Below are 18,482 nucleotides of genomic sequence, written 5' to 3' on the forward strand. Positions count from 1 at the left end.
GTTACCCCGTCAGGCCGCCAGCCAGCACGGTGACAGCGCGGCGGTTCTTAGAATAGCAGGTTTCGTCCGAACAGATTTCCAGCGGGCGTTCCTTGCCGTAGCTCACCACCTTGATGCGGCTGCCGGCAATACCCTGCGAAATCAGGTATTCGCGGGCGGCGTTGGCGCGCTTGGCACCCAGGCCGAGGTTGTATTCGCGGGTGCCCTGCTCATCCGCGTGGCCCTCGATGGTGACCGCATAGTCGGCGTTCTGCGCCAGCCAGCGCGCCTGCCCCTGCAAAGTGGCCTGCGCGGCGGGCGACAGCGTGTGCTGGTCGATCGCGAACAGAACCCGGTCGCCAACAGTCTGCTGGAAATAGGCCGGGCTGGCCGGATCCAATGCACCGGCGCCCGCGCCCGCTCCTGCGCCGCCAGGGCCGCCGGCGCCGTTCAGATCGTCGTTCCAGGGGTTATTGCTGCAGGCTGCCAGCCCCAGCACGGCCACTGCCGCCATTGCCAATTTCAAGCCGCTCATGATGTCTGCCTATTCCTTTGCGTTTCTTGCCCCGACGTTATCATAAGCCCGGGTCTGGTTCTATGCGGGTATCCCCGCCTAAACGGCCCTGTTTCCGCAGCGTTTACTTCTGCAGCGGCGACCACGAGGGGTCCGACGCCCCGTCCGGTGTCCTGACCGGCTTGAGGTTGCGGCCGGTGATATCCACCGAATACAGCAGCGCCCGCCCGGTGCTGCCCTGGCTTTCGCGGGTGAACATGATCACCCGGCCATTGGGCGCCCAGGTCGGCCCCTCGTCCAGGAAGGACGCGGTCAGCAGCCGTTCCTCGCTGCCGTCGGTGCGCATCACGCCGATATGGAACCGGCCCTTGTTCTGTTTGGTAAAGGCGATCATGTCGCCGCGCGGCGACCAGACCGGGGTGCCATAGCGGCCCTGCCCGAAGCTGATCCGCCGCGCCTCGCCGCCGCCTGCGGGCATGACGTACAGCTGCTGGCTGCCGGAGCGGTCGCTTTCGAACACGATCTGCGAACCGTCGGGCGAGAACGACGGCGCGGTCTCGATCGAGGGCGCCGAGGTCAGCCGCGTCTTGGCGCCGGTCTCGATATCCATTGAGTAGAGGTCGGTATTGCCGCCCTGCGTCTGGGAATAGACGATGGTGCGCCCGTCAGGTGCAAACCGCGGCGCAAAGCTCATGGTGCCGTCGCCGCTGGACAGCACCTTGCGCTGCACCTGGCCCACATCCAGCACGTGGATCTGCGGAAAGCCGCTTTCGTAGCTGGTATAAAGCACCCGGTCGCCGGTGGGAGAGAACCGCGGCGCCAGCACGATGGAGGCGCTGTTGGTCAGATACTGAACATTGGCACCATCGTAATCCATCACCGCCAGCCGCTTGCGGCGGTCGTTCTTGGGCCCGCTTTCAGAGACATAGACCACCCGGCTGTCGAAATAACCGCTCTCGCCGGTAATCTCGCTATAGATCGCATCCGCCACCTTATGCGCCATCCGCCGCCAGCCGTCGGTGGTGCCGGTGAACTGCAACGCGGTTTCCAGCTCCTTTTCCGCGAACACGTCATAGCCGCGGAACCGCACCGTCAGCCGGTTGCCGGTGACGCTGACCGCGCCGGTGATCAGCGCTTGCGCATTCACTGCTTTCCAGTCGGCAAATTTGACCGGGCCGTCGAACGCCGCCACCTTGGAGATGTGGGCGCTGGCGGGCACTTCCCGGAACAGCCCGGTGCCGCTGAGGTCGGACGCGATGACGCGCGCGATTTCGGTGGCATATTCCGCTGCCGCCGGGGTTTCCGGCACGAAATCCGGCACCGCATAGGGTAACGGCTCGATCACGCCCTGGTCGATTTCGATGCGGAGCGGGCCGGTTTGAGCCGCGGCTGCACCTGCCCCGGCCAGTACCGAGGCGCCAATCAGGAGTGCCGCCAGAATATTCCTCATTTGATCCGCATCCTTTCAGGATTGAATGTCATCTCAATATCGCGCCATTGCGCGTACTTTTCAGCCGGAAGCTGAAATCCCCTGGCGCCGCAGCGGATAATCGCCCGCCGCGCTGCGTCAAAGGCCTGCTGCGCCGCCGATGATGCGCCGCCGGTGCTGGACAGCATCCGGATCGAGCCCGTGTCGGGCCGGCCGTCCTGCGCCAGCGACACCGCAACAACCACTGTGGTTTTCAGCGCATCGGTCGACAGGGAGCCCACGTTCCAGCACTGCGATACCGCCACCCGCAGCGCATCCTTTTCCCCCAGCGTCAGCGGCGGGCCAGAGGGTTCCGGCGCTTCCACATCGGCGCCGCCCGCCAGCGCTTCGGCCAGGGCATCCGCCACGGCTGACGACGTGCTGGACTGCTCCGGCTCTGCCGGCTGCGCCGCTTCGGTCACCTGCGGTTCAGGTTCCGGCTGCGGCCTTGCCGGCCGGGTTACCGGGCGTTTGGAGACGGCAGGCGCGGCAGAGGCGGCGACGTCTTCGCCCTCGTTCTCCTCGGTGACGATCCGGTCGCTGGCAGCCTCGCGCGCAGTGGCTTCCTGCACCTCCTGCTCGGTCTCGGCGCCCTGTTCCGGCGCGACCTCGGGCTGCACGATATCGTCGATCCGCGTGTCCGGCTCCGGCGGCGCCACAGGCTCCGGCGCCACCCGGTCCACCGGGCGCGGAGCGGCCTCCGGCCTGACCTGCGGCACCAGCGCAGCGATTTCAGGCTCCTCCGACGCCGCCGGAGGCGTGTCCGGCACATCTGGTTCGGGCTGCGCATCGGGCAGCTCCGCCACCTGCGGGTCGGGCTCCACCGGTGTGACCGGCTCCGGCTGAGTGATTTCCGGCTCCGGATCCGGCTGCGGCGCAGGCTCCGGCGCGGGCTGCACCTCGGCAGGCTCATTCAGCGGCGCGGGCTCCGGCGCGACCTGCGGCGCCTGGCGCTGCTGGCTCAGTTTCTCAAACTCCTCAGAGGAGATCAGCGCCACCTGCTGCACGTTGGACGGCAAGGGTTCGGACGGGAACCAGGCGCCAAAGACAACCCATCCCATCAGCAATCCGTGCCCGGCAAGAGAGATCTTGGTTCCGGTCTGCACCGTCCGCGTCCCCGCTTACTGTCCCGCGCCCTGTGCCCGCTGCCCGTCCAAAGCCGGGCCGCCGGTATCGGTGACCAGCCCCACGTTGGAAAAGCCGCCCGCATTGAGCGCGCCCATCACCTGCATCACATCGGCATAGGCAATCTTGCCGTCCGCGCGCAGGAACACCCGGTCCGAGGACCGCTCTGCCGCAATTGCCCGCAGCTTGGGCACCAGTTCATCACGCGCTACCGGGGTGGTCTGGATTTCCACCCCGCCCTCGGCTGTCATGGTCACCGTCAGCGGTTCTTCCTCATCGCCCGGCAGCGCGCCTGCTGCGGTCTTGGGCAGTTCCACCGGCACGCCGACGGTCATCAAAGGCGCGGCCACCATGAAAATGATCAGCAGCACCAGCATCACGTCGACAAACGGCGTGACGTTGATTTCCGACATCGGCTGGCCGCGGCGGCGGCGGCGGCCCCGGCGGCGGTCGCCGCCTCCCTGCGGCTGCTGGACTGCGGCACCCATGGCCTTAGGAGTCCAGCTGGCGGCTGAGGATGGTGGCAAACTCATCGGCAAAGGCCTCATAGCCGCCGATGATGCGATCGCTGTCTGCGCTCAGCTTGTTGTAGAATACCACTGCCGGGATTGCGGCCAGCAGGCCCAGGCCGGTCGCCATCAGCGCCTCGGCAATACCCGGCGCCACAACAGCCAGGTTGGTGTTCTGCTGCTCTGCAATCTCGATAAAGGCGGTCATAATGCCCCAAACAGTGCCGAACAGGCCCACAAAAGGCGCGGTGGAGCCGACGGTCGCCAGCACCGACAGGCCGCTTTGCAGCCCCTCGGTCTCCTTGGCGATGGCCACATCCATCGACCGGTCGATGCGCGCCTGCGCGCCGGGGATCATCCCGCCGTCGCTGCGATGGCTGCGGCGCCATTCGCTCATGCCGGCAGAGAAGATCCGCGCTGCCTGGCCAGCAGGGTCCGCGCCCAGCCTGTCAAACAGCTCGTCCAGCGGGTGACCCGACCAGAATGCCCGGTCAAACGCGTCCGCTTCGCTGCGGGCCTTGCGGTAATTGATCATCTTCTGAATGATGATGCCCCAGGACCAGATCGAGGCCCCCACCAGCATCAGCATCACCAGTTTCACGGTCACGGTGGCCCGCGCGAAAAGGCCCCACATGGAGAAATCAATCTCCTGCGCCAGCGCCAGAGTTTCTGCTTCCATTAGCCTGCTCTATAGATGTTCCGGCCGTTTATCCGGCCTTATTTGGCAAGACGCTAGCGCAGTTCAATGGCAAAGGCCATTAAAACAGGCGGGCGGGCGCCAATTGTTACCGCAATGCGCGAATCTCTGCCGGCAGCCGGGCCGGTTTGCCGCCGGTGGTTATACAGACGATTGTCACCTGGGCCCTGAACAGCGGCTGTCCGTCCCGCGTGACCTCCTGAGCCAGCACCATCCGGGCGGGGGTCACATTCTGCATGGAGGTCATGACCAGCAGCTCCTCATCGAACTTCGCGGGCGCCAGGTAATCCGCCTCGATCCGGCGCACCACATAGATCAGCCCGGCCTCGCGCATGGCGTTCTGATCCACCCCGATACCGCGCACCCAGTCGCTGCGGGCGCGCTCGATAAAGCGCAGGTAGTTGGCGTGATATACAATCCCGCCCATATCGGTGTCCTCGTAATAGACCCGGACGGGGAATTGGTGGTTCATTGCCTGCTCTCCTGCGTTTGCCAGCGCACCCTATGGGTGGCGCCAGACCGCTGCAAGCGGCTCAACCCTCCAGCGGATACTCCGCCAGCATGTCATACCGCGCGCCTTCCGGTGCCAGGGTCGACTGAAACAGCGCGCAACTGTCCGCCTCGCAGTCCAGCCGGAACCCCGCCGCTCCCGCAAGAAATTGCGCGATTTTTTCAACCTGTCCCGTCTCCAGATGCCGGGGGAAACGCGCCAGCGTCACATGCGGGCGGAAGCGTTCGCGCGGCAGGTCTATGCCCGCTTCCCGGCAGGCGCTGCGGACACGGCCGCGCAGCCCGGTCAGTTCCGGCGTTTTCAGCACCTCCGCCGCCAGCACCCGCGGCAGCTTGCCGCCAAAGGTATCCAGTCCGTTGAACGTGAGCGTCAACGGCGGGGCGCTGATCTCCGCCAGCATCTGGTGCAGGGCCTGCAGCGATGCTTCGGTCTGGTCATCCAGGAAAGCCAGCGTCAGGTGCATGTTTTCTGACGGGACATGCCGCCCGACGGTCAGCCCCTCCTGCACCCGCTCCAGCGCATCCAGGGCTGCATCCGGCAGCGGCAAGCCCACGAAAGCGCGCATCAGGGCTGCGGCGGTTCCGCCGGCGCCTGAAGGCGTGCGAACAGGCGCAGTGCGTGGGATTTGTCCTCTGCCGCCACCGGCATCATCCGGTCATAAGCCGCGGCAATCACGCCGGCGATCTCGGGGCGAAGGATTGTGGCGCCGGTCTCCGGCAGCACAGCCAGCGGCGAGGTACCGGCAAAAGCCGCGTCGCCCCACATCAGCGCCACCTGCACCGCCTGGGTCAGCGCCAGGGTCTCGGCCGGCATCTGCGCCATCGCGCCCTTCATCCGCAGGAACACAAACGCCGCCTTGATGCCGCCCTGATCGTCAAACCGGAAGGCGCGGTACTGGCTGGCGTCCGCCTCCTTCAGCCGGGCCACCAGCGGCTGCAGGCCCGGGATCAGCCGGTCCAGATCCGGAACCGCCAGCAGCTCTTCCCAATCGCGGAAGAAGAAGAACATGAGGTTCGAGCCCAGCTCCGGGTCGGTCTCTGCCATCTGGTGGCCCGCCAGCGTCATCACCGCCTCAAGCGCACCCTTGACGGTCTTGAGGGTCTCGTCCTGGACTCCGAACACGATCGGCGCCACGGGCCGGCCCCAGCGGGCAAAGGCATAAGAGCCGTCATTGCGTGTGAACAGGGCTTCGATCTGCTCCGGCGTCAGGTCTGGCAGCTGGGCGGTCATGGGCGTCTCCTTGGTCCTGCCCCGTCTATGCCGTCTGCGCCGCGCGGCGGCAAGAGGAAGGGGGGCTGCTCCCGCGCCTGCCCGGCCTCCTGGCTGCGCCAGACCTCCGGCAGCAGCCTTGGGCCCGGCGCCGCTGACGCGGCGCGGGCCTGGATTGAGCGCAGCTGCGCCGCGCGTCAGCGCGGCGCCACGCCCAACGGGCGCAGGCCCATCTTTTATGGGCCGGCGGCGGACGGGAACACCTGCCTGAAAGAGAAATCGGAACCTCGCAAATAGGTCAGCCATGCTGCCGCAATGTTTCGCGCGCGAAACATTTGGACAGCATCGCTGACACAACTTATGGTAGCGCAGCTTGCTTTTACCCGAACAGGTCGTTCTGGCTGCGCGGCGGCGGCATTCCCAGGTGGGTCCAAGCCTTTTGCGCCAGCATCCGCCCGCGCGGCGTGCGCTGGATCAGCCCCTGCTGCAAGAGGTACGGCTCGATCACCTCCTCCAGCGCGTCGCGGCTCTCGCTGAGGGCGGCCGAAATCGTCTCGATCCCCACCGGCCCGCCGCCGTAGTTTTCAGCGATCAGCTTCAGATAGCGCCGGTCCGCCCCGTCGAGCCCCAGCTGGTCCACCCCCAGCCGCGTCAATGCGCCATCGGCCAGCTCCCGGGTGATGGTGCCATCGCCCTCGACCACCGCGAAGTCCACCACGCGGCGCAGGAGCCGCCCGGCGATCCTGGGGGTGCCCCTGGCGCGCCGCGCGATCTCGCGGGCGCCGGCGTCATCGGCCGGCGCGCCCAGCTTGCGGGCGTTGCGGCTGACGATCTCGAACAGCTCGTCGATGGTGTAGAACTGCAGCCGGGTCGGGATGCCGAAGCGGTCGCGCAAGGGCGTGGTCAAAAGGCCCATTCGGGTGGTGGCCCCCACTAGGGTAAAGGGCTGCAGCTCAATCCGCACGGTGCGCGCTGCCGGCCCCTCGCCGATCACCAAGTCGAGCTCGAAATCCTCCATCGCCGGGTAGAGCACCTCCTCCACCGCCGGGTTCAGCCTGTGGATCTCGTCGATGAACAGCACGTCGCGGGCCTCAAGGTTGGTGAGGATCGCCGCCAGATCGCCGGCTTTGGCCAGGACGGGTCCGGAGGTCATGCGGAAGTTCACCCCCAGCTCGCGCGCGACGATCTGGGCCAGCGTGGTCTTGCCGAGGCCCGGGGGACCGTGGAACAGCGTGTGGTCCATCGCTTCGCCGCGGCGGCGGGCGGATTCGATAAAGACGCGCAGGTTGGCGCGGGCTTCGGCCTGACCGATGAATTCACCAAGGCCCTGCGGGCGCAGGGCGCGGTCATTGTCCTCAGGCAGAGGTTCGGGGCGCAGGGCGGGGTCGGCGTCAATCATCAGCGTCACTCCGCCTCAAGCTATCATTCAGATGAACCGCCTGGCCGATAGGCCGGGCAGCGCCCGTCCGCCCCCCCGGGCGGGCGCTTCGCTTTCCGCCCGCGGCCGGGCACTGCCCTTTGTGCTTCAATGCCATTGTCTGATCACCCCTTCGGCGCCAGCAGACGCAGCGCGGCACGGATCAGCTCCGGCTCATCCGCATCCGGATAGGTGGCCGCCGCCTCTGCAACCGCTGCAGCGGCATCCGAGGGACCATAGCCCAGATTGCCCAAGGCCGACAGCGCACCGGCAGAGGCCGCCGCCGCACCGCTGGGTTTCTTGGGCGGCGCCTTGCGAGCGGGTTTGGCGGCCGGTGCAGGGTCTGCGTCCTCGATCACCTCCAGCCCCGGGCCGTCCATCGCGTCTACCACAGTGCCGCCCATCGCCATCACGCCGGGCGCCTTGTCCTTGAGGTCCAGCACGATGCGCTGCGCCGTCTTGGGGCCGACGCCCTTGGCGGCCTTGACCGACGCCCAGTCGCCCAGCGCAATTGCCCGGCTCACGCCGTCCGGCCCCAAGGCGCCTAGGATGGCCAGAGAGACCTTGGCCCCAACCCCCTGCACTGAGGTGAGCAGCCGGTGCCATTCTTTCTCCACCAGCGAGGTGAAGCCATAGAGCTGCATCAGGTCCTCACGCACCACCATGTCGGTATATAGCGCGATGGCCTCCCCCACGCCCGGAAGTGCCGCCATGGTGCGGTCGGAGCAATAGACGATGTAGCCGACGCCGCGCACGTCGATCAGCACGTGATCCTGCGCCCGGTAGTCAAGACGGCCTGTCAGCTTGCCGATCATGCGCGTTTCTCCCTCAGCTGCCGCTGCTGTGTGCGCCCGTAATAGGCGTGACAGATGGCAATCGCCAGCGCATCCGCGGCATCGGCGTTTTTCGGCAGGCAGCCCGGCAGCTGCAGCTTGACCATATGCATGACCTGCTCCTTCTCGGCATGGCCGACGCCGACCACCGTCTTCTTGACCCGGTTGGGCGCGTATTCCCCCACCGGCAGGCCTGCCTTGGCTAGCGTCAGCAGCGCCACTCCCCGGGCCTGGCCCAGTTTCAGCGTGCCCGCGCCGTCCTTGTTCACGAAGGTCTGCTCGATCGCCGCCTGATCCGGGGCAAAGGCCTCGATGATCTCGGAAACCTGATTGTGCAGCGATAGAAGACGCTCGCCCAGATCATCCCCGTCAGAGGTGCAGACACCGTTGGCTACATGGCTGAGCCGGGTGCCGCGCGATTCGATCACGCCCCATCCGAGGTTCCGCAACCCCGGATCAATTCCCAAAATCCGCATGATGTGACCGGTCCCTGCCCGCTTGCCCGAGAATTATTTTTCCAACGGTTAGCACAAAACGCGAACATGTCCAATTGCTTTCCCGCACCCGAAAGCTGCAAAGCAGCGCCGCCGAGGTCTGAAACCGACCCTCTGCAGAGGCGGAAACGACATTTTTCGCCGGTTTCCTCAACCGGGAGGAAAGCCCTTGTTTATAAGGCTTTAAGCTATGCACAAACTGCATATGACACATGCAAATTCGGCCCTTGCCGCCCTGATTGTTCCCCACTAGATGCCCGCCATCGCAACAACGCGACGACAGCCAACACCAGATCAGAGGACAAGGATATGGCCGCTTTTGACACCACCCGCACCACCTATGGTTCCACCGGCCTGTTTGGCCGCATCGGCGATCTGGTCGCCAGCGCTGCCGGCGCATTCGCCGCCTGGAACGACGCCCGCGCAACCCGCAACGCGCTGTCCGGCCTGTCCGACCGCGAACTGGCCGACATCGGCATGTGCCGCGGTGACATCGAAAACGTCGCCACCGGCAAAACCGTCTTCTAAGACCCCCTTTTTCCGCCCTGCCTCCTCCCTCGGGGCGAATAGGGAAACGCCGCGGACCTGAACAGGCCGCGGCGTTTTTTGTTGCCAGCAAAGCTCAGCGCGGTCCCGGCACGGAAAAGGCCGCCAGCTCCCCCGGGCCGGCGGCCTTTCTGCACCCTTTCCGCGGACATAGCCGTCAGCGCAGAACGGGTCCGATCTTCTGGGCAACAAGGACGGAGAGCGGATCGGCCTGCATGATGAAGGCCCCGGCACGCTCAATGCCGCTGCCCCCGGCAAGGGCCTGCACCCGCTCGTCGTAGCTGCCAAAACCAAGGGCCGCCATTAGGAACCCCTTGAACAGCAGAAAGGCCGCCACGAAGAAAACCGCCGTGCGCGCCGATATCCGGGACTGCACCCGGCGCGGCTTCACCACCAGCAGCCCGTCCGGCCGCAGGTTTGCCGAGTAGCCTCCAGACATGGCTTCGTGTTTGCGGTTGATCTGCTTCAAACGCGCCTGGAACTGATCACGATGTTCGCCCATTACGAGCCTCCGAACTGGCCCCCACCAGCGGATGGCCAATCTTTGGCTCGAAATGCGGCGAAAATGCGGCGAACCCCTAAAATTCGCCGCAAATTTAAATCAATCAGTCCGCTTTACGCAGAAGTAACGTTGTCCATTCACCAATTTCGTCGCGGCGCTCAAGATTGATGCCCTGCTGTGCATAAACACCGGCCACATCATCGGCCTGTTCGTTCAGGATTCCAGAGAGAATCGCATAGCCGCCGGGGCGCAGATTCGCGGCCAGATCGGGGGCCAGGGCGACCAGCGGCCCCTTCAGAATATTGGCAAAGATGAGGTCATAGGGCGCCTGCGCCTGCAGATCCGGGTGATCGAAACCCGCCGCTTCCAGACAGGTGACCTGGCCTTCCATACCGTTGGCCTTGAGGTTGGCCTCAGCGACTTCGACCGCGACCTCGTCAATGTCGCTGGCCAGGATGGCGCCGTCCCAGACCCGCGCGGCGGCCATCGCCAGCACCGCGGTTCCGCAGCCGATATCGGCCACTTTCTCGCCACAAAAACCCTGAGTCAGCAGGTGATCCAGCGCCTTGAGGCAACCGAGCGTGGTGCCGTGGTGGCCGGTGCCGAAGGCCATCGCCGCCTCGATCAGCAGCGGAATGCGGTCTGCGGGCAGTTTATCCGCGTCGTGGCTGCCGTAGACAAAAAAGCGGCCTGCCTCCACCGGTGCCAGCTCGCGGCGCACATGGGCGACCCAATCGGTTTCGGGCACCTCGGAGACAACAAATGGCTTGGCCTCGTGCATGGCGGCCAGCAGGGCAAGTCCCGCCTCGTCCGGGCTTTCGGTGAAATAGCCGCCGACCTCCCACAGGCCGGAGCCGTCTTCCATCTCAAAGACGCCCACACCGGTGGGTTCCGGGTTCAGCCGCTCCATGGCGTCGCCCAGCGCTTCGGCCTGGGCTTTTCCGGGGAGCGTGGTGAGGGCGGTGAAGGTGGTCATGGCGTCTCTCCTGAAACTGTTGGCAAGCGCCTAGGCTGCCGCGCGCCCCGCGTCAAGCGTCCCCCGCCTGGCTGAAAGCCAGGCAGCGCCCGCGCTCACCCTGTGCGCGGGCGCTCGCCCTGCGGCTGGCGCCACGGGGCTGATGCGTCACTCGGCCGGCGCCGGGCGGGCGTATTTGCTGAAGATCGTCTCGTTGCCGGGCTCAGGATGGCGCGGGATCAAGAGCGACAGCGACAGCGACACCAGCGCCATGCCCGCCGCCAGCGCAAACACCATGCCCGGCGAATAGACCCACAAAAGCCCCAGCAGCACCGGCAGGAACACTGCCGCGATGTGGTTGATGGTAAAGGCCACGGCGGCGGTCGGTGCGATATCCCCCGGGTCGGCGATCTTCTGGAAATAGGTCTTGAGCGCCAGCGCCAGCGCGAACAGCACATGGTCCACCACATAGAGCACCGCAGCCACCACCACGCCCCAGCCGAACCAGTAGATCCCGCCGTAGGCCGCAAAGACAGTGGCCAGCCCGGCGTATTCAAAGATCAGCGTGCGCCGCTCGCCAAACACGGCCACAGCCTTGCCCAGCATCGGCGCCGCAGTCATGTTGATCACCAGGTTGATCAGGTAGAGCCCGGTCAGCTCATGCACCTCGAACCCGAATTTCTCCACCATCATGAAACCGGCAAAGACCACAAAGATCTGCCGCCGGGCGCCGGCCATGAACTGCAGCGCGTAATAGAGCCAATAGCGCTTGCGCAGGATCAGCTTCTTGGTCTGCGGGTGCGGTGCGTCGAACTGCGGATAGGCAAACAGCGCAATCAGCGCAATCAGCGCGGTTGCCCCGCCCGCCGCCAGGAACACGGTGTTATAGGCCAGATCGAACCGGTCCCAGGTCAGCACGATCAGCCCGTAGACCACCAGCGTCGCCGCTGATCCGGCAGCCACCAGCCAGCCCAGCGTCTGCGGCGCTTTCTCCTTGGGCAGCCATTGCAGCTGCAGCGACTGGTTCACCGTCTCGTAATAATGAAAGCCGATCGAGCTCAGCAGCGTCACCATCAAAAGGCCGCCCAGCGACGGGAACCAGGCGGTAACAGCCGTCGCCACGCCGAGCAGCACTAGGGAAATCAGCCCCAGCACCTGCTCGCGGACGAACAGGATCACTGCAATCACCCCCACCGCCAGAAAGCCGGGAATTTCCCGCACCGTGTGCAACAGGCCAATGTCGGCACCGTCGAAGTTCGCCGCCTCGATCACAAAGTTGTTGAGCAGCGCGCTCCAGGCGTTGAAGGCAATCGGCATCGCCAGCGCCATCAGGAACAGAAGCGTCACGGGGCGGCGCCAGAACGGGAGGCCTTGCGCCTCATGCAGGGGCATCGGTTTGAACATGCTCCGGGTGTACGCCTCTGCGCCCGCTTTGGCGAGAGCCAACAAGCGGTTGCACATCCACCTTCGCATCAGCGCGCAGAAGCGCCTTGAGGTGCCTCATCTGATCTGTATCAAGGCATGCTCTCACCGCCCCTCATATGCACACATGTGAATTTGGAGGTGTGTGATGGATCTGGTTCCCCTGGTTGAGCGTATCGGCGAAGCGCCCGCGGCGGCGCTGCTGGGCCTGTTGACGGGCATTGTCTTTGGCGTCGCGGCCCAACGGTCGCGGTTCTGCCTGCGCGCGGCCACGGTGGAGTTTGCCGGCGGGCGGCTTGGTGACAAGGTCTCGGTCTGGCTGCTGACCTTTTCCACTGCCGTGGTCTGGGTCCAGGCGGCGCAGCTCTTGGGGCTGATGGAAAGCGCCGACGCCCGGATGATGGCGGTGCCGGGCAGCTGGTCCGGCGCCATCCTTGGCGGGCTGATGTTCGGCTGCGGCATGGTGCTGGCGCGGGGCTGCTCGGGACGGCTCCTGGTGCTGGCAGCGACCGGCAACCTGCGGTCGGTGGTGTCCGGCCTGATCTTTGCGGTGGTGGCGCAGATGAGCCTGTCCGGCCTGCTGTCGCCTGCGCGCGACTGGCTCGCCCGGCTGTGGATCACCGACGGCGGGCGCAATCTGGACCTGCTGGCCGCTCTTGGCCTGCCGCAAGCTGGCGGGCTGCTGCTTGGTCTGGCCACGGCAGCGCTGGCCCTGGTGCTGGCGCGCCGCAACCGGATTGGCGCCGCGCGGCTGGTCTTTGCCTCCGGGGTGGGATTTGCCGTCGCGCTTGGATGGGTGCTGACCTATGCGCTGAGCCAGGTGGCGTTTGACCCGGTGCAGATCGAAAGCGCGACCTTCACGGGACCATCCGCCCACACCCTGATGTTCTTCCTGGACCGGGAGGCGGTGCTGGAGTTCGACATCGGCCTGGTGCCCGGCGTATTCATCGGCGCCATGCTGGCCGCGGCGCTGGCGGGCGAGATGAAATTGCAGGCCTTTGATGACGCCGCCACCATGCGCAAGGCAATGACCGGTGCCGCGCTGATGGGGTTCGGCGGCATGCTGGCCGGCGGCTGCGCCATCGGTGCCGGGGTCACCGGCGGGTCAATCTTCGTCGGCACGGCCTGGACGGCACTGTTTTTCATGTGGATTGGCGCTATCGCCACCAGCATCCTGACCCGCGCCCCGGCCGAAGCCGCCGCGGCTTGAAATGCATTTCATGCGAGGCTCTGCCTCGCGCTCCGGGATATTTCCAGCCAGAAGAATAAAGGATCCGCACTTCATCTGGCCCCAAATATCCCGGGGGAGGCCCGCGAGGGCCGGGGGCAGAGCCCCTTGCCTGCTGGCCTCAGAAGAAGCTTTGCGGGTCGATGTCGACGCTCAGCCGCAAATCCCCTTTGAGCCGGAGTGGTGCAATCCAGCGGGCGATAGCCTCTTGCAGCGGTGCGCCCTTGGCGGCCTTGACCAGCAGCCGCACCCGGTGGCGGCCGCGGACGCGGGCGATTGGGGCCGGGGCGGGTCCAAACAGCTGCGCACCGATCTGGCGCAGCGCGCCGTCGTTGCGGGCCATCGCATTGCCAAGGTCGAAGACCGCCGCCAGATCCGGACCCGATAGGATAATCCCGGCCATCCGGCCATAAGGCGGCACGCCTGCCGCCTGGCGTTCGGCGGCTTCCGCCTTCCAGAAGCTTTCCTCATCGCCCGACAGGATCGCGCGGATCACCGGATGCTCCGGCTGGAAGGTCTGCATCAAGGCTTCGCCCGGGCGTTCGGCACGCCCCGCGCGGCCCGCGACCTGGCGCATCAGCTGAAACGTTCGCTCCGCCGCGCGCAGGTCGGAGCCCTGCAGGCCAAGGTCAGCGTCGATCACCCCGACCAGAGTCAGCAGCGGAAAATTGTGGCCCTTGGCCACCAGCTGGGTGCCCAGGATGATGTCGGCCTCGCCCGCGGCAATCTCCTCGATCCGCTGTTTCAAGGCCCGGGCGGAGCCGAACAGGTCGGAGCTCAGCACCGCAATACGGGCCTCCGGGAACAGCCCCGTGGCTTCCTCGGCCAGGCGTTCGATGCCGGGGCCGACCGGGGCCATCTTGCCCTCCACCTCGCAGGAGGGGCAGGCCTCCGGCACCGGTTTGGTTTCGCCGCACTGGTGACACATCAGCCGCTTCATAAACCGGTGCTCCACCATCCGCGCGTCGCAATGGTCGCAGGCCACCTGCGCCCCGCAAGCGCGGCAGATGGTGACCGGGGCAAAGCCGCGGCGGTTCAGGAACAGGAGCGACTGCTCGCCGCGTTCCATGCGCAAATTCATCGCCTGCTTCAGGGTCGGAGAAATCCAGGTGGAGGGCAGCAGGTCCTCGGACCGCATATCCACGGCGCGCATGTCCGGCAGCACCGAGGCGCCGAAGCGGGAGGTGAGGTTCAGGCGCTTGTACTTTCCCGCCTCCGCATTGGCCCAGGTCTCCAAGCTGGGGGTGGCCGACGCCAGCACCACCTGCGCAGAGCACATCGCCGCGCGCAGCACCGCCATGTCGCGGGCGTTGTACAGCACCCCGTCCTCCTGCTTGTAGGAGGTGTCGTGCTCCTCATCGACGATGATCAGGCCGAGATCGCGGAACGGCAAGAACAGCGCGGAACGCGCGCCGATCACCAGCTGCGCCGCCCCCTGCCCGACCATTTTCCAGACCCGGCGGCGTTCGGTCATTGTCGCGCCGGAGTGCCACTCAGCCGGTTTGGCGCCAAACCGCGCCTCGACGCGGGTCAGGAACTCGGCCGTCAGCGCAATCTCCGGCAGCAGCACCAGTGCCTGCCGTCCGGCACGCAGGGCGGCAGCGACAGCTTCCAAGTAGACCTCAGTCTTGCCGGAGCCGGTGACGCCCTTGAGGAGCGTGGTGCCATAGCGCCCGCTATGGACGCCTCCCGCCAGCGCGGCGGCAGCCTTAGCCTGATCCTCAGTCAGCTGCTTGGAGGGCAGCTCCGGGTCCAGATGCGGATAAGGCGTGTCGCGGGGGGCTTCCTCCTCGCGCAGGGCACCCTGCTTCACCAGCCCCTTGACCACGGAAGGCGTCACATCGGCCATGTCCGCCAGCTCGCGCGGGGTGAAGGCAAGGCCGCCGAAATCCTCCAGCACCTCCAGCACCCGGGTGCGGGCCTCGGTCATCCGGTCCGGCACGCCCTCGCCCCGGCGCAGGATCTTGCGCATCGAGGGCGGATCGGAAAGCCCCGGCGCGCGGGTCGCCAGCCGCAGCATCGCTGGCATCGGGGTCAGGGTATAATCGGCCGCCTTGCCCAGAAACTGGCGCATCTCTGTCCGCATCGGCGCCACGTCCAGCACCCGGATCACCGAGCGCAACTTGGCCGAATCGAAATCCCCGGCCCCCGGCCCCCAAACCACACCCAGCACCTTGCGCGGCCCCAAGGGCACCTCGACATAGGCGCCAAGGAAACAGCCGCCTTCAGGAGCGCGGTAATCCAGAAGCCGGTCAAGGGGTTGCGTGGTCAGAACCCCAACCCGTTCACCTGCCTGAAAGAACTCCTGCCCGCTCATGCTGCTGCCCATGTTGCCGCCCGTAATCCCATGAGGTAAAGGCAGAAGCGACCGAGGCCAACCCATCCAAAGGACTGCCCCATGAAATTCTTCGTAGATACTGCCGAGATCGACGCCATTGCCGAGCTGAACGATCTGGGCATGGTGGACGGTGTCACCACCAACCCGTCGCTGATCAAGAAATCCGGCCGCGACATCATCGAAGTGACCAAGGAAATCTGCAACCTGGTCGACGGCCCGGTGTCGGCGGAAGTGACCGCAACCGATGCGGAAACCATGATCGCCGAAGGCCGCAAGCTGGTGGAGATCGCCGAGAACATCGCGGTGAAGGTGCCGCTGACCTGGGACGGCCTGAAGGCGTGCAAAACCCTGACCGACGACGGCCACATGGTGAACGTGACCCTGTGCTTCTCCGCCAACCAGGCGCTGCTGGCGGCCAAGGCGGGCGCGACCTTCATCTCTCCGTTCATCGGGCGTCTGGACGATATCAACCTGGACGGCATGGAGCTGATCGAGGACATCCGCACCATCTATGACAACTACGGCTTCGAGACCCAGATCCTGGCGGCCTCGATCCGCTCGGTGAACCACGTGCTGGACTCGGCCCGCATCGGCGCCGATGTGATCACCGCGCCGCCGGCCGTGATCAAGGCGATGGTGAACCACCCGCTGACCGACAAGGGCCTGGATGCCTTCCTGGCCGACATCAAGGCGGCTGAGATCAAGATCCTCTGATCGGTCCGGCACACGGTAAACCAGGAAAGGCGCCCGCTCCGGGCGCCTTTTCTTTTGCGGGGGTGCATTAATGGTCCGTGCTCTCCCGCGCCGCCATGCCCCCCGGCTGCCGCCGGGCCGCACCGAGCGGCTTGGGCCCGGCAGCGCGCCTGCCGGCGCGCTGCGGCGGCGCATCAGCGCCGCGGCGCCGGGCCTCTGCCCGGCGCCCGGCCCAACGGGAGCGGAGCATTTCAATGCACCGGCGACGGGCGGGAGCCCGCCTGCGCGCGGCAATTTCTGCCAGTCCGGAAATTTTCCGCAGCATTGCGCAAATCCCGTGTTATACACGGAACCAAACCCGTCAGAGGTCCGGAGCCGTAAGAGTTTCACGCATGAGCAGTACAAGCCCTTCAATCAGCCTGGAAGACCAGCTGCGCGAGGCTATCCTCGCCAAACCCGATGCCGTGCTGGAGGACCAGCACCTGATGAACGCCCTCGTCGCCGCCAATGAGCGCGCCATGGGCTCCAACGTTGTCGACTTGCGCGGCATCGCGATGGAGCGGATGGCGGCCCGGCTCGACCGGCTGGAGGACACTCACCGATCGGTGATTGCCGCGGCCTATGACAATCTGGCCGGCACCAACCTCATTCACCGCGCCGTTCTGCGCCTGCTGGAGCCGCAGGATTTCACCGCCTTCCTCGCCTGCCTGGAACAGGACATGCCGGAAATCCTGCGCGTCGATGCCCTGGCACTGGTGCTGGAAACCGCCCAGCCCGGCGGCGCCGCGGTGGAGCGCAAGTCCGATGCGCTGAAACTGGCAGGCCCGGGATTCGCCGAAAGCTATGCAGGCCAGCCCGGCAGCCAGCGCACTGTGACCCTGCGCCAGACCCAAAGCGGCAGCCCGAGGGTTTATGGGCTGAAGGCGGAATGGATCCGCTCCGAGGCCTGCCTTATGCTTGATCTTGGTGAGGGCCGCCTGCCAGGGATGCTGGTGATGGGCTCGGAAGATCCGCATCAGTTCTCGCCGATGCAAGGCACCGATCTGCTGGCCTTCTTCGGCGGCGTCTTTGAACGCGCGATGCGCAGCTGGCTGTCATGACGATGATCTCCCCGGCCTGCCGTGATGCGCTGCAGCTTTGGCTGGAGCGTCTGGGCGGGCTGGAGGATGCGTCTGCCAACACGCTGACCGCCTACCGCGGCGATGTTTCGGCCTTCCTCACCTTCATGACCGCACATTCCGGCGGCCCGCAGGGGCTGGGTGCGCTGGCGCGGATCACTACCTCCGACATGCGCGCCTGGATGGCGTCAGAGCGCAACACCGGAACCGGTGCGCGCTCGCTGGCGCGCAAGCTGTCGGCGGTCAAGAATTTCTACCGCTGGCTGGCGGAACGCGAAGGGTTCGAACCCGCCGCGGTGCTCCTGGCCCGTGCCCCGAAGTTCCAGAAGAAACTGCCGCGCCCGCTGGCGCCGGACGCCGCCAAGGCGGTACTGGAGACGGTGGAGCTGCAATCGCAGCAGGACTGGGTGGCGGCCCGCGATGCGGCGGTGGTCACGCTGCTTTACGGCTGCGGCCTGCGGATTTCCGAGGCGCTGGGGCTGAAGGGCTCCGACGCGCCGCTGCCGCCGGTGCTGCGCATCCTTGGCAAGGGCAAAAAGGAGCGGGTGGTGCCGGTGCTGCCCGCCGCCTGCGACGCGGTGAACCGTTACCTGGAGCTGTGCCCGCATCCGCAGGAGGCCGCAGCGCCGCTGTTCCGCGGCGTGCGCGGCGGCGCGCTGAACCCGCGCCAGATCCAAGGCGTAATGGCCCGGACCCGCGCCCAGCTGGGCCTGCCCGCCACCGCGACCCCGCACGCGCTGCGCCACAGCTTCGCCACCCACCTGCTGGAAGCCGGCGGCGATCTGCGCGCCATTCAGGAACTGCTGGGCCATGCGTCGCTGTCGACCACCCAGGCCTATACGGCGGTGGACACCACTCATCTGATGGATGTCTACATGCGCGCCCACCCCAAGGCATGACTTGACGCGGCGCGCTATCCGGCCT

General features: G+C 66.2%; 20 protein-coding genes. 5 read left to right on the forward strand and 15 right to left on the reverse strand.

The features are described from left to right. Nucleotide 1 precedes the first annotated feature (1 nt). The 11 genes from pal to ruvC form a co-directional block, all read right to left on the reverse strand. Nucleotides 2-514: a peptidoglycan-associated lipoprotein Pal gene (gene pal, locus ACXAED_RS03545; RefSeq protein WP_475046935.1), complete on the reverse strand. Its 513-nt coding sequence runs from the start codon at nucleotides 512-514 to the stop codon at nucleotides 2-4. A 103-nt stretch (nucleotides 515-617) separates the two neighbouring features. Next, nucleotides 618-1,943: a Tol-Pal system beta propeller repeat protein TolB gene (tolB, locus tag ACXAED_RS03550; RefSeq protein WP_475046937.1), complete on the reverse strand. Its 1,326-nt coding sequence runs from the start codon at nucleotides 1,941-1,943 to the stop codon at nucleotides 618-620. Beyond that, nucleotides 1,940-3,067 carry an energy transducer TonB gene (locus tag ACXAED_RS03555; RefSeq protein WP_475046938.1) on the reverse strand — a complete coding sequence of 376 codons (1,128 nt, stop codon included), beginning with the start codon at nucleotides 3,065-3,067 and terminating at the stop codon, nucleotides 1,940-1,942. Before ACXAED_RS03555 ends, tolB begins: the two co-directional genes overlap by 4 nt. 15 nt (nucleotides 3,068-3,082) lie before the next feature. Next, nucleotides 3,083-3,574 (reverse strand): protein TolR, encoded by a 492-nt coding sequence (tolR, locus tag ACXAED_RS03560; protein WP_475046940.1) that lies wholly within the window; start codon nucleotides 3,572-3,574, stop codon nucleotides 3,083-3,085. A 4-nt stretch (nucleotides 3,575-3,578) separates the two neighbouring features. Beyond that, nucleotides 3,579-4,274 carry a protein TolQ gene (gene tolQ, locus ACXAED_RS03565; protein ID WP_475046941.1) on the reverse strand — a complete coding sequence of 232 codons (696 nt, stop codon included), beginning with the start codon at nucleotides 4,272-4,274 and terminating at the stop codon, nucleotides 3,579-3,581. Nucleotides 4,275-4,380: 106 nt separating this feature from the next. Continuing rightward, nucleotides 4,381-4,764 (reverse strand): tol-pal system-associated acyl-CoA thioesterase, encoded by a 384-nt coding sequence (gene ybgC / locus ACXAED_RS03570; RefSeq protein WP_475046943.1) that lies wholly within the window; start codon nucleotides 4,762-4,764, stop codon nucleotides 4,381-4,383. Nucleotides 4,765-4,825: 61 nt separating this feature from the next. Beyond that, the gene (thpR, locus tag ACXAED_RS03575) at nucleotides 4,826-5,368 is read right to left on the reverse strand and encodes an RNA 2',3'-cyclic phosphodiesterase (protein ID WP_475046944.1); all 543 of its coding nucleotides are present in this window, start codon (nucleotides 5,366-5,368) and stop codon (nucleotides 4,826-4,828) included. After that, nucleotides 5,368-6,033: a hypothetical protein gene (locus ACXAED_RS03580; RefSeq protein WP_475046945.1), complete on the reverse strand. Its 666-nt coding sequence runs from the start codon at nucleotides 6,031-6,033 to the stop codon at nucleotides 5,368-5,370. The genes thpR and ACXAED_RS03580 overlap by 1 nt, the downstream gene beginning before the upstream one ends. A 358-nt stretch (nucleotides 6,034-6,391) precedes the next feature. Further along, nucleotides 6,392-7,411, reverse strand: coding sequence for a Holliday junction branch migration DNA helicase RuvB (gene ruvB, locus ACXAED_RS03585; RefSeq protein ID WP_019298099.1), 1,020 nt, complete (start codon nucleotides 7,409-7,411; stop codon nucleotides 6,392-6,394). A gap of 143 nt (nucleotides 7,412-7,554) precedes the next feature. Further along, a complete protein-coding gene (ruvA, locus tag ACXAED_RS03590) occupies nucleotides 7,555-8,244 on the reverse strand; it encodes a Holliday junction branch migration protein RuvA (protein WP_475046947.1) in 690 nt (229 codons plus the stop codon). Continuing rightward, the gene (ruvC, locus tag ACXAED_RS03595; RefSeq protein WP_475046949.1) at nucleotides 8,241-8,738 is read right to left on the reverse strand and encodes a crossover junction endodeoxyribonuclease RuvC; all 498 of its coding nucleotides are present in this window, start codon (nucleotides 8,736-8,738) and stop codon (nucleotides 8,241-8,243) included. The genes ruvA and ruvC overlap by 4 nt, the downstream gene beginning before the upstream one ends. A 327-nt stretch (nucleotides 8,739-9,065) precedes the next feature. Here ruvC and ACXAED_RS03600 point away from each other — a divergent pair, with 327 nt between their 5' ends. After that, nucleotides 9,066-9,284 (forward strand): DUF1127 domain-containing protein, encoded by a 219-nt coding sequence (locus tag ACXAED_RS03600; protein ID WP_475046951.1) that lies wholly within the window; start codon nucleotides 9,066-9,068, stop codon nucleotides 9,282-9,284. Between the two features lie 175 nt (nucleotides 9,285-9,459). On the opposite strand, the gene ACXAED_RS03605 is transcribed toward ACXAED_RS03600, so the two are convergent. The 3 genes from ACXAED_RS03605 to ACXAED_RS03615 all read right to left on the reverse strand — a co-directional run bounded on the left by ACXAED_RS03605 (nucleotide 9,460) and on the right by ACXAED_RS03615 (nucleotide 12,163). After that, on the reverse strand, nucleotides 9,460-9,804 hold the full coding sequence (locus tag ACXAED_RS03605; protein WP_475046952.1) for a hypothetical protein: 345 nt from the start codon (nucleotides 9,802-9,804) through the stop codon (nucleotides 9,460-9,462). A gap of 103 nt (nucleotides 9,805-9,907) precedes the next feature. Then, complete coding sequence (locus ACXAED_RS03610; protein ID WP_475046954.1) at nucleotides 9,908-10,780, reverse strand: 50S ribosomal protein L11 methyltransferase; 873 nt, start codon at nucleotides 10,778-10,780, stop codon at nucleotides 9,908-9,910. Between the two features lie 147 nt (nucleotides 10,781-10,927). Next, nucleotides 10,928-12,163: an MFS transporter gene (locus ACXAED_RS03615; protein ID WP_475046955.1), complete on the reverse strand. Its 1,236-nt coding sequence runs from the start codon at nucleotides 12,161-12,163 to the stop codon at nucleotides 10,928-10,930. Between the two features lie 166 nt (nucleotides 12,164-12,329). On the opposite strand from ACXAED_RS03615, the gene ACXAED_RS03620 reads away from it, so the two are divergent. Continuing rightward, a complete protein-coding gene (locus ACXAED_RS03620; protein ID WP_475046956.1) occupies nucleotides 12,330-13,391 on the forward strand; it encodes a YeeE/YedE family protein in 1,062 nt (353 codons plus the stop codon). 139 nt (nucleotides 13,392-13,530) lie between these two features. On the opposite strand, the gene ACXAED_RS03625 is transcribed toward ACXAED_RS03620, so the two are convergent. Then, nucleotides 13,531-15,726, reverse strand: a complete 2,196-nt coding sequence (locus tag ACXAED_RS03625) for a primosomal protein N' (protein WP_475046958.1) — start codon at nucleotides 15,724-15,726, stop codon at nucleotides 13,531-13,533. An 81-nt stretch (nucleotides 15,727-15,807) separates the two neighbouring features. On the opposite strand from ACXAED_RS03625, the gene fsa reads away from it, so the two are divergent. From fsa to ACXAED_RS03640, 3 genes are all read left to right on the forward strand, one after another. Next, complete coding sequence (fsa, locus tag ACXAED_RS03630) at nucleotides 15,808-16,461, forward strand: fructose-6-phosphate aldolase (protein ID WP_027236718.1); 654 nt, start codon at nucleotides 15,808-15,810, stop codon at nucleotides 16,459-16,461. 371 nt (nucleotides 16,462-16,832) lie between these two features. Further along, the gene (locus ACXAED_RS03635; protein WP_475046959.1) at nucleotides 16,833-17,540 is read left to right on the forward strand and encodes a DUF484 family protein; all 708 of its coding nucleotides are present in this window, start codon (nucleotides 16,833-16,835) and stop codon (nucleotides 17,538-17,540) included. Beyond that, nucleotides 17,537-18,457, forward strand: coding sequence for a tyrosine recombinase XerC (locus tag ACXAED_RS03640; RefSeq protein ID WP_475046961.1), 921 nt, complete (start codon nucleotides 17,537-17,539; stop codon nucleotides 18,455-18,457). The genes ACXAED_RS03635 and ACXAED_RS03640 overlap by 4 nt, the downstream gene beginning before the upstream one ends. Nucleotides 18,458-18,482: the final 25 nt, after the last annotated feature.

The organism is Leisingera sp. ABM4_103, assembly GCF_056158685.1.

Excerpts from the sequence above, each read along its gene's own strand:
- pal (WP_475046935.1), bottom strand. The coding sequence starts at position 514 with ATGAGCGGCTTGAAATTGGCAATGGCGGCAGTGGCCGTGCTGGGGCTG.
- tolB (WP_475046937.1), bottom strand. The coding sequence starts at position 1,943 with ATGAGGAATATTCTGGCGGCACTCCTGATTGGCGCCTCGGTACTGGCC.
- tolR (WP_475046940.1), bottom strand. The coding sequence starts at position 3,574 with ATGGGTGCCGCAGTCCAGCAGCCGCAGGGAGGCGGCGACCGCCGCCGG.
- tolQ (WP_475046941.1), bottom strand. The coding sequence starts at position 4,274 with ATGGAAGCAGAAACTCTGGCGCTGGCGCAGGAGATTGATTTCTCCATG.
- ybgC (WP_475046943.1), bottom strand. The coding sequence starts at position 4,764 with ATGAACCACCAATTCCCCGTCCGGGTCTATTACGAGGACACCGATATG.
- thpR (WP_475046944.1), bottom strand. The coding sequence starts at position 5,368 with ATGCGCGCTTTCGTGGGCTTGCCGCTGCCGGATGCAGCCCTGGATGCG.
- ACXAED_RS03580 (WP_475046945.1), bottom strand. The coding sequence starts at position 6,033 with ATGACCGCCCAGCTGCCAGACCTGACGCCGGAGCAGATCGAAGCCCTG.
- ruvB (WP_019298099.1), bottom strand. The coding sequence starts at position 7,411 with ATGATTGACGCCGACCCCGCCCTGCGCCCCGAACCTCTGCCTGAGGAC.
- ruvA (WP_475046947.1), bottom strand. The coding sequence starts at position 8,244 with ATGATCGGCAAGCTGACAGGCCGTCTTGACTACCGGGCGCAGGATCAC.
- ruvC (WP_475046949.1), bottom strand. The coding sequence starts at position 8,738 with ATGCGGATTTTGGGAATTGATCCGGGGTTGCGGAACCTCGGATGGGGC.
- ACXAED_RS03600 (WP_475046951.1), top strand. The coding sequence starts at position 9,066 with ATGGCCGCTTTTGACACCACCCGCACCACCTATGGTTCCACCGGCCTG.
- ACXAED_RS03605 (WP_475046952.1), bottom strand. The coding sequence starts at position 9,804 with ATGGGCGAACATCGTGATCAGTTCCAGGCGCGTTTGAAGCAGATCAAC.
- ACXAED_RS03610 (WP_475046954.1), bottom strand. The coding sequence starts at position 10,780 with ATGACCACCTTCACCGCCCTCACCACGCTCCCCGGAAAAGCCCAGGCC.
- ACXAED_RS03615 (WP_475046955.1), bottom strand. The coding sequence starts at position 12,163 with ATGTTCAAACCGATGCCCCTGCATGAGGCGCAAGGCCTCCCGTTCTGG.
- ACXAED_RS03620 (WP_475046956.1), top strand. The coding sequence starts at position 12,330 with ATGGATCTGGTTCCCCTGGTTGAGCGTATCGGCGAAGCGCCCGCGGCG.
- ACXAED_RS03625 (WP_475046958.1), bottom strand. The coding sequence starts at position 15,726 with ATGAGCGGGCAGGAGTTCTTTCAGGCAGGTGAACGGGTTGGGGTTCTG.
- fsa (WP_027236718.1), top strand. The coding sequence starts at position 15,808 with ATGAAATTCTTCGTAGATACTGCCGAGATCGACGCCATTGCCGAGCTG.
- ACXAED_RS03635 (WP_475046959.1), top strand. The coding sequence starts at position 16,833 with ATGAGCAGTACAAGCCCTTCAATCAGCCTGGAAGACCAGCTGCGCGAG.
- ACXAED_RS03640 (WP_475046961.1), top strand. The coding sequence starts at position 17,537 with ATGACGATGATCTCCCCGGCCTGCCGTGATGCGCTGCAGCTTTGGCTG.